Annotated in this window: 15 protein-coding genes; 10 read left to right on the forward strand and 5 right to left on the reverse strand. The window is 65.6% G+C overall.

All coding sequences use genetic code 11. From position 1 onward, the window contains the following. The first annotated feature begins 136 nt into the window (after positions 1 to 136). Genes FGL95_RS09195 through FGL95_RS09205 form a run of 3 tightly spaced genes read left to right on the forward strand, consistent with a single transcriptional unit; the run spans position 137 to position 2,451 of the window. Complete coding sequence (locus FGL95_RS09195; protein ID WP_169585955.1) at positions 137 to 445, forward strand: PE domain-containing protein; 309 nt, start codon at positions 137 to 139, stop codon at positions 443 to 445. 15 nt (positions 446 to 460) lie between these two features. Further along, positions 461 to 1,630 (forward strand): PPE domain-containing protein, encoded by a 1,170-nt coding sequence (locus FGL95_RS09200; RefSeq protein WP_169585956.1) that lies wholly within the window; start codon positions 461 to 463, stop codon positions 1,628 to 1,630. After that, positions 1,627 to 2,451 carry an ESX secretion-associated protein EspG gene (locus tag FGL95_RS09205; RefSeq protein ID WP_169585957.1) on the forward strand — a complete coding sequence of 275 codons (825 nt, stop codon included), beginning with the start codon at positions 1,627 to 1,629 and terminating at the stop codon, positions 2,449 to 2,451. The genes FGL95_RS09200 and FGL95_RS09205 overlap by 4 nt, the downstream gene beginning before the upstream one ends. On the opposite strand, the gene FGL95_RS09210 is transcribed toward FGL95_RS09205, so the two are convergent. Together FGL95_RS09210 and pheA are read right to left on the reverse strand one after the other, a co-directional pair. Then, positions 2,441 to 3,103 carry a histidine phosphatase family protein gene (locus tag FGL95_RS09210; protein ID WP_169585958.1) on the reverse strand — a complete coding sequence of 221 codons (663 nt, stop codon included), beginning with the start codon at positions 3,101 to 3,103 and terminating at the stop codon, positions 2,441 to 2,443. The two genes, FGL95_RS09205 and FGL95_RS09210, sit on opposite strands and share 11 nt — an antisense overlap. Continuing rightward, positions 3,100 to 4,014, reverse strand: coding sequence for a prephenate dehydratase (pheA, locus tag FGL95_RS09215; RefSeq protein ID WP_169585959.1), 915 nt, complete (start codon positions 4,012 to 4,014; stop codon positions 3,100 to 3,102). The genes FGL95_RS09210 and pheA overlap by 4 nt, the downstream gene beginning before the upstream one ends. Positions 4,015 to 4,139: 125 nt before the next feature. On the opposite strand from pheA, the gene FGL95_RS09220 reads away from it, so the two are divergent. Genes FGL95_RS09220 through FGL95_RS09245 form a run of 6 tightly spaced genes read left to right on the forward strand, consistent with a single transcriptional unit; the run spans position 4,140 to position 8,440 of the window. Continuing rightward, positions 4,140 to 4,907 carry a DUF2470 domain-containing protein gene (locus FGL95_RS09220; protein ID WP_169585960.1) on the forward strand — a complete coding sequence of 256 codons (768 nt, stop codon included), beginning with the start codon at positions 4,140 to 4,142 and terminating at the stop codon, positions 4,905 to 4,907. Positions 4,908 to 4,951: 44 nt separating this feature from the next. After that, entirely contained in the window at positions 4,952 to 5,737 is a 786-nt protein-coding gene (locus FGL95_RS09225) for a CPBP family intramembrane glutamic endopeptidase (protein WP_169586983.1), read from the forward strand. A 13-nt stretch (positions 5,738 to 5,750) separates the two neighbouring features. Further along, positions 5,751 to 7,049 carry an LCP family protein gene (locus FGL95_RS09230; protein WP_338079791.1) on the forward strand — a complete coding sequence of 433 codons (1,299 nt, stop codon included), beginning with the start codon at positions 5,751 to 5,753 and terminating at the stop codon, positions 7,047 to 7,049. Between the two features lie 42 nt (positions 7,050 to 7,091). Then, positions 7,092 to 7,247 (forward strand): hypothetical protein, encoded by a 156-nt coding sequence (locus FGL95_RS09235; RefSeq protein ID WP_169585962.1) that lies wholly within the window; start codon positions 7,092 to 7,094, stop codon positions 7,245 to 7,247. 37 nt (positions 7,248 to 7,284) lie between these two features. Next, the gene (locus FGL95_RS09240) at positions 7,285 to 7,833 is read left to right on the forward strand and encodes a ferritin (RefSeq protein WP_169585963.1); all 549 of its coding nucleotides are present in this window, start codon (positions 7,285 to 7,287) and stop codon (positions 7,831 to 7,833) included. Positions 7,834 to 7,891: 58 nt separating this feature from the next. Next, positions 7,892 to 8,440, forward strand: a complete 549-nt coding sequence (locus FGL95_RS09245) for a ferritin (RefSeq protein WP_169585964.1) — start codon at positions 7,892 to 7,894, stop codon at positions 8,438 to 8,440. Positions 8,441 to 8,503: 63 nt separating this feature from the next. Here the strand turns inward: FGL95_RS09245 and FGL95_RS09250 are convergent, their stop codons facing one another. Then, positions 8,504 to 9,406: a DUF5926 family protein gene (locus FGL95_RS09250; protein ID WP_169585965.1), complete on the reverse strand. Its 903-nt coding sequence runs from the start codon at positions 9,404 to 9,406 to the stop codon at positions 8,504 to 8,506. A gap of 71 nt (positions 9,407 to 9,477) precedes the next feature. On the opposite strand from FGL95_RS09250, the gene FGL95_RS09255 reads away from it, so the two are divergent. Next, on the forward strand, positions 9,478 to 10,590 hold the full coding sequence (locus tag FGL95_RS09255; RefSeq protein WP_169585966.1) for a DUF5685 family protein: 1,113 nt from the start codon (positions 9,478 to 9,480) through the stop codon (positions 10,588 to 10,590). A 3-nt stretch (positions 10,591 to 10,593) separates the two neighbouring features. On the opposite strand, the gene FGL95_RS09260 is transcribed toward FGL95_RS09255, so the two are convergent. Together FGL95_RS09260 and FGL95_RS09265 are read right to left on the reverse strand one after the other, a co-directional pair. After that, positions 10,594 to 13,086 (reverse strand): ABC transporter permease, encoded by a 2,493-nt coding sequence (locus FGL95_RS09260; RefSeq protein ID WP_338079792.1) that lies wholly within the window; start codon positions 13,084 to 13,086, stop codon positions 10,594 to 10,596. Next, the gene (locus tag FGL95_RS09265) at positions 13,083 to 13,781 is read right to left on the reverse strand and encodes an ABC transporter ATP-binding protein (RefSeq protein ID WP_169586985.1); all 699 of its coding nucleotides are present in this window, start codon (positions 13,779 to 13,781) and stop codon (positions 13,083 to 13,085) included. Before FGL95_RS09265 ends, FGL95_RS09260 begins: the two co-directional genes overlap by 4 nt. Between the last annotated feature and the right edge of the window lie 10 nt (positions 13,782 to 13,791).

Raw genomic sequence — 13,791 nt, forward strand, 5'->3', positions numbered from 1 at the left:
GGACCCCGATGGAACCGATGGGGGTTTCGGCGCGTCCAAGTTGATCGAGGGGGAAATCTCGGTGGTCCGCCATGGGGACCGGTTGTACAGGCCGGTCCGACACCACATCGCATCGCGCAAGAAGGAGCCTGACGCTATGGGCGAAATAGTCGTCGTACCCGAAATCATGTTGGCGGCCGCCGCGGAACTCGACGCACTTGCTGCGCGACTGCAGGCTGCCGTCGCGCTCAACGCACCCATGACCCACGTTGCACCCGCAGGCAGCGAAGAGGTCTCCATCATGGCGGCCTCGTACTTCAATCGCGCAGCGTCGACGCACGATACTGCCGCTGCACAGAGCATTGCCGAGTTACAGCTCGCCGCAAATACCATTCGCAGCCAAGTTGCGGCCTACGTCGCAGAAGACCTCGCGCACGCGGCCAGCCTCGCGGCAACACCGATCTGACGGGGGATTTCGATCATGTTGGGAATCACGGGAGTCTTCTGGCTGCCACGCACAGCGACCGTCAATTCGACGACACTGTGGGCAGGCGCCGGTCCGGTACCACTGAGCACTGCAACACCAGCGTGGGCGGCCATGTCGGCGGCGTACGCCGATGCGTCGTTCACCGTCACGCGCGTTCTCGCCGAACTCGCCGTTGGCTGGCAGGGCGTCACGTCGGTCGGCGCCAAGGCACGCCTCGCCGGATTCAAGATCTGGGCCGATCAAGCGACAGCGGCTGCCGCAGCATTGTCGGCGAAGACTGGCGCAAATTCGATTGCTGCTACCACGGCGCGGGCCGTGATGCCGAGCCTTCCCGAGATCGTCGCCGTACAGACTGCCAAAGTCGCGGCGTACTCCACGGGAGGTGTGCTGAACGGCACCGCCGAAGCGGCCGAGGCAGCCGACCGCGCGATGGACATCCGCGCCGCTCTCGTGATGGAGGCTTACGAAGCCGCGACGACGACTGTCGTCGTGACTCCGACCGAGTTCGTCCCTCCGCCTCCGATCGCGAACGGTGTGGGTGGCGGAACGTCCGAAACCGACCAAACGGGTGCCCAGGGCAAGTCGACGTTCATGAATCCGGTCCAAGCTGCGGCAGCAGCGGCCGCATCGTTCGTGCAGAACCCCGGCGTCCAGAACGCCGCGCTGCAGGCCGGTCAGGTTGCGAGCTCGGCGGCGTCGAGTGTCGCGTCGGTCGCGTCCAACGTCGGAACCGCCGCGGTCCACGCGGCGACGAGCCATTCGGCCGCCCCGCTCGCCACGGCTCCACTGAGTGCACTTCCTGCCACCGGCTTCCGTGACGCGTCGAGTTCGTCCGCCGTTCGCTCGGTATCGTCGGCCAACATTGCACGTCCTGCCAATATCTCGCTGCCCGAAGGCTGGCGCAACAGTCCGGCGCCGGTGGGCGGCGCGCCCGTCGCCAGCAACTCGGCTGCAGTTGCGCAGTCGACGCTCGGTCCGCTCGATTCGTCCGCGGCCACCCGCGCTGCCGGTGCAGGCCCCATGGTGGGTCACCGCGCGGGCGGAGCCGAGAGCGACGAAGAGAACCACGAAACGCCGGACTACTTGAAGAACTTCGAGCACTTCGCCGACGGACGGACCGTCACGCCATCGGTCATCGGCGCCGACGCGGGCCGCACGCGATGATCGATCTCGGCACCACGCGGGCGCCGTCGACGCTGCAACGGGTGACGCTGAGCCTTGATGAAATGGACCTGCTGCTCGACCGGCTGCAGATCGACGAGCTCCCGGTGGTGCTGAGTGCGGTCCCGCGTTTCGACAACAAATCCGCGCGCGACGCTGCATTTGCGCACGCCGAATCCGCGCTCGAAGAGCGCGGGCTGATCGCACATGGCGAAGTCCACCCCGACCTCGCGGACCGGCTCGCAATCCTGGGCCACCCGCATTGGGTGGTCGCGTTGCGCCTTTTCGCGGGCGAATCGATCTCGCGTCTGTGCCTTACGAAGGGCGCCGAGTCGACCGTCCTGGCCTTGCGTGGTCCGGAGTCGTACGTCATCGACGACGCTGGTCCGGACCTGGCTGGTGTCGTTCTCGCGGCGCTCGGCCCCGCAGAGGCGCTCGGGTTCGAAAGCTTCTCTGCTCCGACCGCTGAGTTGAGCGAGTTGTTCAACGACACTCGCGATCCCGCCGCGACCAGTCGCAGGCTCGCATCGATCGCCCAGCCGTCGCGCGATTCGAACGTTGTCGCGTCGGCGATGGTGCATTGCTACGGCCACACGGAGATCGTCGGAATCGCTTATGGCGAAGGAACGCGAGAACAGGCCGAAGGACATCTCGCCGTTTTCGATACACGCAACGGTCGATTCGTCGCGACGGCGACACGATCGTCGGACGGAACGAAGTGGTCGTCGCTCAGTTCGGGATCGAATCCCAGGATTCGCCAGGCCGTCGAGACGCTCATCGCCGACCTACCGATGCGTGCGGAGTTCAGCGGGCTCAACCCATAGGGTCGTCGGGGACGGGGCTGACGTCGTCGGCAAACGGCGGCTCGAATCGTCCCCACCGGACGCAGCGCCACCCATCGCCGTCGATCTCGAGCTCGACGGTTTCGGTGTTGTCGAGGTGGTTGTTGGCAGCGAACAGCCCCGGCACACTCGCGAGGTGGCGCCCGACCAACCGGACCGCTGCGCCATGGCTGACCACGACCACGTCGCCGGCGCTCACCTGCTCCAGATACTTCTCGCGTAGTTCCGCGACCACGGGCAGATAACGCGCCAGTACATCCTCGCCGGACTCGCCACCGGGAACCCGCGTCGTCAACTCGCCGCCATGCCAGGCATGAAATACCGCTTTGAAGATTTCGTGCGACTGCTCGTCGGCTTTGCCTTCGATGTCGCCAGCTTGAACTTCGTGCAATCCTTCGATGACCTGCACGGACACACCGGTAGCCGCTTCGATGAAACTCGCGGTCTGCTGGGCGCGGAGGGCCTGCGAGGACACCAGCGCAGCGGGCGGGTTGGCCGCCAGGACCTGACCGATCGCGCGTGCCTGGTTGGACCCTTTTTCGGTGAGCGGTGCTCCTGGCAGCTTCGTGTCGAGACGTTTCGCGACGTTGCCTTCGGTCTCGCCGTGCCGAACGAGGATGAGTCGGCCGCTCATCGATCGGCCTGTCCGGCTCGAAGTTCGACCAACCACTGCGACGCTTCGGCGTCGGACGGCGGCGGAGTTCCGTTCGGAACGACCGACGGCCACGAACCCAGGTAGCGGACCGTCGTGGTCCGGTGCAGGGCCTTGAGTGCCTCGGCGACCGCTGCGTCGTCGATGTGGCCGACGCAATCGATGAAGAACCGGTAGGTGCCGAATGTGGTTCGAGTGGGTCGCGATTCGATTCGCGTGAGGTCGATTCCGCGGGTGGCGAATTCGGCGAACGCACGCATCAGCGTGCCCGGCGCGTTGGGCAGTTCGATGACGACCGAGGTGCGATCCATCCCGGTGCGAGCAGGTGCGGTACCCGGCGTGGTGACGTACACGAAGCGGGTCCGGGCGCCGGCGTGATCGGCGACGCCGCTTGCCAGTGCCACGAGCCCGAGCCGCTCGCCTGCCAACGGAGTCGACAGTGCTGCGTCGGCGAGGCCGCTCACCACATCCTCGGCTGCCGCGGCATTCGAGGCCGCTACCTGCACGTTCGCGGTCGGCATGTGGTCTTCCAGCCAGATCCTGACCTGTGCCGCAGCGACTGGGTAGGCACGGATCGAGGAGACCTGGTCGAACGGGATCTTTTCCTTGGCCAGGATCGAGAAAGACACGTCCAGTTCGGTTTCCGCCATGATCTGCAGCCGGTCGCCTGCTGCCAGCGCGTCCATGGTGGCTGGGATGGAACCCTCGACCGAGCTTTCGATCGGCACGACAGCACCGTCGGCGAGACCCTGCCGGACCATGCCGAGCGCGGCCGGTTGACTCGGCGCTGACACCCGTTCCACAGGTCCGCCGAATGAGCCACGGGCTTCGAGGTCGGCAAGCGCCATCTCGGTAAAGGTTCCTGATGGTCCGAAGTAGGCGATGCGCTGCACGATTACGAGGTTACGCAACCGAAGAGAGCTGACCCCGTGACGTCGCCGTACGCGTTGCCGCTTGTGCTCCCCGCCGATTTAGCTTAGCTTAGGTTTACCTTACTTACGGAGGTGGAGGGGAACACATGACACGGGCAAAGACTCGACCCGGACCGTCGACCGCGGAACGTATTCGCAGCGCATGCGCACGATCACGCGACGCAGTTCTGGCCTTGCCCGCAAGCGATCCGGTGCCGACCACGATGCATCACCTCCGAACCTGCGGCGACGTCGTCATCGGCGTCGGCTCCGGCTCACACGCAGTCACGACGGCGTGGAGCAGCGGTGGCCACGGGGTTCCGGCCGTCCTCGAACTGACCGACTACACCCCTCTCCCGCTCCGCGAACAGGTCCGGTCGCTGGTGTGGCTGCGCGGCACGATTCATCCGGTCGCGCCCAACGCCCAGCGTGCCCTGGCCAGCGAAGTTGCAGGCGAGACCGCCTACGAATCGCTGCTCGATGTCGGGCACGGGACGACACTGCTGCGCCTGCGCCTGGCGTCGGCCGTCGCAGCGGATGCCACCGGCGCCGAGCCCGTCGATGTCGACGAGTTGCGCCTCGCGACCCCGGATCCCTTTTGGGAGTTCGAGTCGGCGTGGCTGCGCCATCTCTGCGACGATCACTCCGAGGTCATCGACCTGCTGGCTCGACGGCTGCCCGCCAACCTTCGGCACGGACGTGTTCGCCCGCTCGCGATCGACCGCTACGGCATCACCCTTCGCGTCGAAGCGCCCGACGCCGACCACGATGTGCGGCTTCCCTTCGGCGAGCCGGTCGATGATTTCGCCGCTCTCAGCCGCGCGGTCAGGATCCTCGTCGGCTGCCCCTTCCTGAACGGGCTACGCAACCGGTAGCTCGACTATCGGGGACAATCGCCGGTGTGCCGATCACCGACTGGATGCGTCCACCACCGCGTCGCGTCGCGCCCGAGCCGAATCAAGCCGTTCGCAAGCGGATTCGCATCGAAATCGTCGTCGTCCTCGTCGTCACCTTCGGGCTCAGCGGCCTCAGCGCCGCGGTCGCACTGCTGGAAGCCCAGCTCGCGCCAGGCGGACTTGCCGATCAAACGGTAGCGCTGAACTCCTCGGCATCGACGCAGTCGCTGATCGACCTGCTCTACCAGCTGTTGCGCGTTTTGCGCCTTTGCGGCTGGGCCGCGCTCGGCCTGTACCTACTGTGGCGCAGCGGCGTGGGGCCGAAGCTCGTCGGCCTCGCGCGGCCGCAGCGGCGAGAGGACGGCCTACCCGGGCTGGCTCTCGCCGCGCTCATCGGAATACCTGGATTGGCGCTGTACCTGATTGCGCATGCACTCGGCCTGAACCTTGCCGTCGCGGCAAGCGGCCTGCGCGAACACTGGTGGCGAGTTCCCGTGCTGATCATCGCCGCCATCGCCAACGCGGCAGCGGAAGAGATTCTGGTCGTCGGCTATCTGATCACCAGGTTGCGCCGCCTCGGCTGGTCCGAGAATGCGTCGCTGTGGGCGTCCTCGGTCCTGCGCGGCAGCTACCACCTCTACCAAGGTCTGGGCGGCGGGCTCGGCAACGTCGTGATGGGTTTGGTGTTCGGCCGATACTGGCAGCGCACCAACCGACTATGGCCGTTGCTCATCGCCCACGCGGTCATAGACATCGTGGCGTTTCTTGGATACACGCTCCTGCATGGCCACCTCGACTGGTTGCCATGACTACAGTCGACTCGTGAACGGCGACGTCCCCAACGAACCACCGCGGCGGCCCGTGCCGCCGCGACGGCCGGGGCAACCGCCCGTCGAACCCGAGGAGACCCAATTCTTGCGGCGCCCGCCTGGCGACCGCGGACCGCAACAGGCCTGGTCGCAGGCTCCCCCGCCGCCGTCGGTGGCTCCCCGCAGACCCGAGCCGACCTACGACCGCCCGCAATACGCACCACCGCAGCAGCCGCGCCCGTACTCCGAGCGCCCCGCCGCGTATTCCACGCCACCGCCGCCCGCGCCGCCCCGCCGCCGATCGGAGCCACCGCCGCCCGCACGGCCACGCAAGCCCCGCAAACGCAAAAGCGGCTGGCGTTGGGTGCGCAGGCTGATCTATACGCCCTTCATTCTCTTACTGATCTTGGCGATCGCATTGTTCTTCGGCGGCCGCTACCTCGACGGTCAGCTGACGCGCATCGACGCGCTTGTCGACTACCCGGGGCGCGTCGCCGACACACCAGGAACGAACTGGCTGCTGGTCGGCTCGGATAGCCGGTCCGGGCTGACGCCCGAAGAAGAGCAGGCGTTGGCGACCGGCGGTGACACCGGTCCGGAGCGGACCGACACGATCATCGTTGTTCATATCCCGAAATCGGGGCGGACCACGATGGTCAGCATCCCGCGCGATTCGTTCCTGCCTATTCCGGGCAATGGACAGGACAAGGTCAACGCATCGTTCGCGATCGGTGGTCCCCAACTGCTGGTCCAGACGCTGGAAAACGCGACCGGCCTGCACTTCGACCACTATGCGCAGATCGGTTTCGACGGTTTCGCGGGGTTGGTCGATTCGATCGGTGGCATCGACGTGTGCATCGACGCACCGATCGACGACCCGCTGGCCGGCATCAATCTGCAACCTGGTTGCCAAAAGCTCAACGGGGCAACGGCGTTGGGCTTCGTCCGAACGCGAGCGACCGCCAACGCCGACCTCGACCGCGTCCAGAACCAGCGAAAGTTCCTCTCGGCCTTGATCGACAAGGCGACCAGCCCGTCGAGCCTGCTGAATCCGTTCAAGCTGTGGCCGTTCGCGAAGGGCACGGTCAAGTCGCTGAAAGTCGACAAGGGCGACCACATCTGGCAACTTGCGGCACTCGGATGGGCCATGCGCGGCGACGTCATCACGACCACTGTTCCGGTCGACGCGGCTGAAGACACCTACGACTCCGGCAACGTACTTCCCTGGGACCACGACCGCGCGGTTCAGTTCTTCGATGCACTCGCCAAAGACCAACAAATACCCGGATCGCTGCTCACACCAGCGCGCTGAAACCTCGTTTGATCGGTCCCTCTTCAGGGTATTTCGGCAAACATGATTGCCATCGGAATTATCTTGCTACTGGCTGGAATGGTCTTCCACTCAGGGATTCTGTGGGGCCTCGGAATCGTCCTTGCGATTGCGGGTGCCGCCGCTGCGTTGCTCGGGCGAGCGGGTCGCCGGGTCGGGCCGCGGGTCCACTACTACTGACCTCGCGGCGCCCGGAGCGCCGGGTAGCCTGGGCCGCATGCCGAATCCGGAACCAGTCCGTGCCAGTGCCTTTCACGAACTGTTGCGGGAACAGATCCGGCACGAGTTCACTGCGTCGCAGCAGTACATCGCGATCGCCGTCTACTTCGACTCCGATCACTTGCCGAACCTTGCACGCCGGTTCTACGGGCAGGCCGCCGAAGAGCGCTCACACGCGCTGATGATGGTGCAGTATCTCCTCGACCGAGACCAGACGGTCACGGTCGGTGGCCTCGACGAGGTGCAGCCGACCTTCGTTGGTCCGCGCGAGGCGGTCGAATTCGCGCTGGAACAGGAACTTCGTGTCACCCGATTGATCACAGCGCTCGCGCAAACTGCGCGAGACACCGGCGACTACCTCGGCGAACAATTCATCGGCTGGTTTCTCGAGGTCCAAGTCCAAGAGATCGCGGATATGCGGACACTGCTCGCGGTGCTCGACCGCACCGGCGGAAACATGTTCGACGTCGAAGATTTCGTCGCCCGCCAACTTCGCGTCGGCGCCGCTGCGGTCGGCTCTCGTGCACCTAAACCTGCGGGTGTGTGACGCAGTGGTTAGCCTGAGCTTGGATGACGTGGGCTTTTAGCCACGATATGTTCGTGGCATGACCACGCCGACGGAATCCAGCCGTAGCAAGTTCCATGCTTTGCTACACGACCAGATTCGCCACGAGTTCAACGCCTCGCACCAATACACCGCGACGGCCGTCTGGTTTGACAACGCAGACCTGCCGCAGTTGGCGAAGCACTTCTACGCTCAGGCTGTGGAAGAGCGCAACCACGCGCTGATGATCGTTCAATACTTTCTCGACCGGGATCTCAGTGTCGAGCTGACCGGCGTCGATGCCGCGAAGTCCTCTTTCGCCGATGCGCGCGAGCCGATCGCCCTTGCCCTCGCGCAGGAAAAGACTGTCACCGAACAGATCATTCAGCTCGCCAGCACCGCACGCGAAGAAGGCGAGTACCTGGGCGAGCAATTCATGCAGTGGTTCTTGAAGGAGCAGGTCGAGGAAGTCGCGAGCATGAACACGCTGCTCACCATCGCCGACCGCGCAGGGTCGAACCTGTTCGACCTCGAAGAGTTCGTTGCCCGTGAAATGACGAAGGTCGTCGACACCGCGGGCGCACCGGCCGTTGCAGGCGGCAGCATCTAGTCATGCACACCACTCGTGAGTCTTTTTGGAGTCCATAGACTCCAAAAAGACTCACGAGCGTAGTCAGCGGAGGGTGACCTGTCGGCTGCGCAGACCGTCGCGGGCCCGGCGCTCGTCGGCGGTCAACGGTCCGTCGATGGCGAGCACATCACCGAAGCGCTCACCCAATTCCTTTGTGGCAGGAATCCATTCGTTCGGATGCCGCTCGGGATCCAAGTCGAACACCGGTACGAGCAGGCCGTGGGTCCGGAACGATCCGGCGAAGCGCGAGCCCTCACCGAGGTGCAGATTGCCTGCCGCGTGCAAGCGGGCCAGCGCGAGCATCAGGGCATCTTCGTCTTCCGGCCGCACCCAGCGAAGGTGCGCCTTCTCCCCCGCGTCGACCCACCACGCCGCGGCGAGACCGTCCAGGCGTGCCGACGGCATGATCGCGCCGTTCGCCTGCTCGACCGTCGCCCGGACCTCGGGCGCCGGGTCGGCACCTTCCGGGATCCACCAGTTGAAGTCCTGGTGGACGGTGATCTCGAGTTCGGCGTCGGCATCGATGAGGTCTGCAAGGCGCGGACTGCCTTCTTCGATTTTGGCAGCGGCCAGGGATTCACCCGGCTCGGCTGCGAGTGCCCATTGCACGGCGACACCTAGGTCAGCAGCGGGATCGGTGGACTGCGCCTGGACCTGCACACCGACGTAGCCTGCATTCGAGCCGTTCTCGTCGCGAACCAACCCTGCGACCGCGCCGGGAAGCACCGTGGCCAGCACAACCTTCCCGCCTCCGGTGATCGGTAGCGGCGCTGTCGCGGACGGGACGAACTCGCGCAATGCGACGAGGTCGCATTCGGCAGCCAAACCTTCGAACGGGCGTGCCGGCGCGGAATCAGCCTGCGCCAACGCCGCTCTGCGCTCGGCGATTCGGTCGGCCCGGTTACTGCCCGGCTTCGGTGTATTGCGTTTGCTCTTCTTTGCCACGACGCCAAAACCTACACGCCGTGTTCGGTTACGATTCGCGGAACTGTGCCGTCGACCGACCTGGGGGCCGAATGTTCGGGATTGTTCGGCCGTGTCAGCACCGGCTGTCGGAAGGAATGCGAACCCAGTGGATGGCCCATCTGTGCGGGCTGTGTCTGGCATTACGCGACGACCACGGCCAACTAGCCCGGGTGGCAACCAATTACGACGGGTTGATCGTGTCGGTGCTGACCGAAGCCCAATCCGACCAGTCCGGCCAGTGGCGACGCACCGCAGGCCCGTGCCCCTTACGTGGCATGCGGACCGCCTCGGTCGCCCAAGGCGAAGGCGCCCGACTCGCGGCAGCGGTGTCGTTGGTGCTGGCCTCGGCCAAGGTGTCCGACCACATCGCCGACCGCGACGGGATCCTCGCCCGCAGACCGGTCGCCGTCGCAGCACGCAAAGTGGCCGCAGGCTGGGACCGCAAAGGCGCACTCGCCGGGCTCGACCTCGGATTCGACACCGCAGTGCTGGTCGACGCCGTCACCCGCCAGACCGCGCTCGAAACCTCAGGTGTGCACAACGTCTTGACGGTGACCGAACCGACCGAAACCGCGACCGCGGCAGCCTTCGCCCACACCGCGGTGTTGGCGGGGCGACCGCAGAACCAGGCCGCACTGGCCGAAGCGGGCCGGTTGTTCGGTCGGCTCGCGCACCTGTTGGACGCGGTCGAAGACCAGACCGCCGATCTGATCGCCGGTGCATGGAATCCGATCACCGCGACCGACACCGACCTGGTCACGGTCCGCCGGTGGTGCGACGACGCGGTCACCGGAGTGCGCCTGGCCTTGCAGGACGTGGACTTCGTCGACAAGAAACTCGCCCATATCCTGCTCGCCCACGAACTCGAACACTCCGTCGACCGAGTCTTCGGCACCCACAACCACGGTGCACATGTGTCGAACCAGCCGTGGATCAAGCCACCCGACCAGCGGCCGCGGCGCGGACTGGTCGAAGGCTGCGCGGTCTGGCTCGGACTGTGCTGCACATGTCAGATCTGTTGCGCGGACCCGTATCACGACCCGTGGAGCGGCCAACCGAAGCAGGGTTGGTGCCGCGACTGCGACTGTGATTGCTGTTGTGACGGCGATTGTTGCGATGGCTGCGACTGCTGCGATGGCGGCTGCTGCGATTGCAACTGCTGAACGTCACTCGGCGGCAACGGCCTCGATGATGTTGAGTCGCGCCGCACGGACCGACGGCGGAATCGAGCCGAGCATGCTCAATACGACGGCCGCGCCAGCGAACACGAAGATCCGCGGACCGATTCGGTACTCGACGTCGATCGTTGCCACGGCAACGAGGGAGGCAGCAGCCGCGTAGTGGACGACGAGTCCAACCGCGATCCCGAGTAGACCGCCGACGATCCCTATCGCGCTCGCCTCGGCGAGGACCATCTTGGATGTGAATCTTCGGCTCGAACCCAGCGCACGCAGCACACCGAATTCGCGACGGCGCTCGATGACCGACAGCATCAGCGTGTTCAGCAGCGCGATCGCGCCGACGAGCGCAACGATCAGGAGCATCGCGTTGTTGAGAACCGAAGCTTGGCGGATCGAACCGGTGCCGCCTTCGAGAAACTCCTGGCCGGTGTAGACCTCTACCGCTTCCGGAGAGACGGCCAGGATGGCGTTTTCGACCTGCGAACGTTCGAAGCCCGGTGCAACCTGCACTTCCAGGTTGTCCGCGCCTGGCAAGTCGAACCACTCGCGGAGTTGGTCGAGGCGCAGGCCCAACGCGCCGTTCAGCAGCGAAAGATACTCGACGACTTCGAGAATTCGGACTTGCTTGATGCCGTGCGCCGTCGGCAGATCCAGGACGTCGCCTTCGTGCTTGTTCAACGTCCGGGCGACATCGCGTGACAGTAGGACACCTTCGCCGCGGAGTAGCCGCTCCTGCGCGTCGGGGCTTGCGGCACTGAAGACCAAGCCATGGCTACCCGGCGACGCGCCTTGCACGAAGACCCTCCTGTCACCCAACGCCGCAAATGCTGCGCGGAACGGGACGACGGACGCGACGCCAGGCACAGCGGTAATCGTCGATTCCAACCCGGCGGGTAGCGCGGGACCGATCGGGAGTTCGCTGGGCGGGTTGGTCGCTACCCACAGATCGGCGCCGGTGACCGGCATGAACCATTCCGTCGCCGAATCGAGCAGGTTCTCGTTGGCCCCGGTCAATCCGACAGTCGCGGCGACCACCGTCAACGCCGTCACCACGGTTGCCCACACCCGGCGTGGCGCGCGTTCGATATTGGTGGCACCCAGCGCCCCTGCGGCACCGAACCGACGGGCGACCGCCGAGGTCAGGGCAACAATCGGCTGAGTGAGCGCAAAGCACACCCCGAGCGCACCCGCGAAGATCAAGGCCGGCGCCAGAAGCGCGACGTTGTCGTCCACGGACAACGCAACCCACATCGCGACCGCGCACAGCGCCAATCCGCCCCCGCCTGCAACCGCCGCCAACCAGCGGTTGGTCTTGTCCGCGGTGGACGCACCTACTGGCTGCAAGGCCTCTATCGGCGCTACGCGATACACCTGCCGAGCAGCAGCCGCAGACGCCCCAACGCACGCCACGACGCAGGCAATCACGGCGACAGGAATCGCATAGCTGGGCAGGAAGTAGTCGAGCCGCGCGTCGAACGACTGGATCAACAACGGCGGCAGCACCCCGATCGCCGCCCGTCCCATCAACACACCGAGGGGCACACCGAACACGGCACCCAGCAGCCCGAGGAGCGCCGCTTCGGCGAGCAGGTCACGGACTATCACCGAACGTCGGCCACCGATCGCCCGCTGGGTCGACAGGTTCGGACGTCGTTGTACCACCGCCATATTCATGGCGTTGTAGACAAGGAAACACGACACGATCAACGCCATCGATGCGCTCAAGAACGTCGATGCGCTGAGCACCGCGACGCCGTCTGCTGCTTGCTTCGCGCGAAAGTCCGTGCTGGCGACGAGGGCACGTCCGTCGACTGCGTCGGTGACTCCCTCACGGACCGCCGCGACGTCGGCTCCAGACCGCGCGACGACGAGAATCGAATCGAGCTGATTCTGCCGGTCGGCGATCCGCTGTGCCAGCGGCAGGATCGCGACCACGAAATGGCCACCGTTGATCCGAGACACCACCTCGCCGTCGATCACTGCCGCGACGGTGACCGTTTCCGAACCGAGCGTGAGCGTGTCGCCTTTCGCAAGGCCGAGCCCGGACCCGACGACCACGCCGTTGTGCACTGCGAGCAGGTCCGGTGTCAGCTTCCCGCTCACGGCGTCACGCAGGTCGCTGTCCAACGCGGTGATGCTGGCATCGACGCCGATCAGCAAAATGCGATCGTCGGCGGTCCGCAGCTGAGTACGCAGCATCGGGACGGCTGCCGCAATATCGGGAACAGCTTTGACCGCCGGCAACAGCGATTGGTCGAAGCCACCAGCCGTCACGCCCGCGACCTCGAGGTCTGAGTTGCCTGCAATGCTGCTCGCCAGTTGGTTCACCGAGCCGGTAATGGAACCCGAGATGCCGAACACCGCCACGAGCAGCGCCGACGAGACCGCGACAACGACGACCGAGGCGACCGACCGACCCCAATGTGCGGTGAACTCACGAAAGTTGAACAGGCGCAGGCGGTCGAGCGCAGCCTTCACGATCGGGCGGACGAGTATTCGTCCGACTCGATCTTGCCGTCCTGCAATGTGATCACGCGGTCGGTCGCCGCTGCGGCTTCGAGGTTGTGGGTCACCATGACGACCGCACGGCTGGTGCCGCGCTCGTGCGCGACGTCGGCGAGCAATTCCATGATGGCCGTGCCTGTCTTGGAATCGAGGTTGCCGGTCGGCTCGTCGGCGAGAATCAGCGGCGGGTCCATCATCAACGCCCGCGCGACGGCGACGCGTTGCATCTGGCCTCCGGACAGTTCGGATGGCCGATGCTCCGCACGATCGGCGAGGCCGACGAGACCGAGCAACCGCAACGCGTCGGGCTTGGCCTTCTTCAGCGGCTGACCGTCGACCAGCTTGGGCACCGCCACGTTCTCCCAGGCCGACATCGTGGGCAGCAGGTTGAAGAACTGGAAGATGAAGCCGACCTTGTGCCGACGGAACTCGGACTGCTCGTCGTCGCCGAGATTCGCGATCTCGCGACCGCCGAACTTGATCGATCCCGAGTCAGGCGAATCGAGCGCGCCGAGCAGATGCAGGAAGGTGCTCTTGCCCGCGCCGGACGGTCCGACGACCGACACGAAGTTCCCACCGTCGATGTGCAGATTCACGCCGTCCAGCGCCCGGACCCGCTGCCCACCGACGCGATACTCCCGAACGACATCGGACAGTTCGATCGTCAATGCCTCCATT

It is taken from the genome of Antrihabitans stalactiti (assembly GCF_012932915.1).
GTDB classification, from domain to species: Bacteria; Actinomycetota; Actinomycetes; order Mycobacteriales; family Mycobacteriaceae; genus Antrihabitans; species Antrihabitans stalactiti.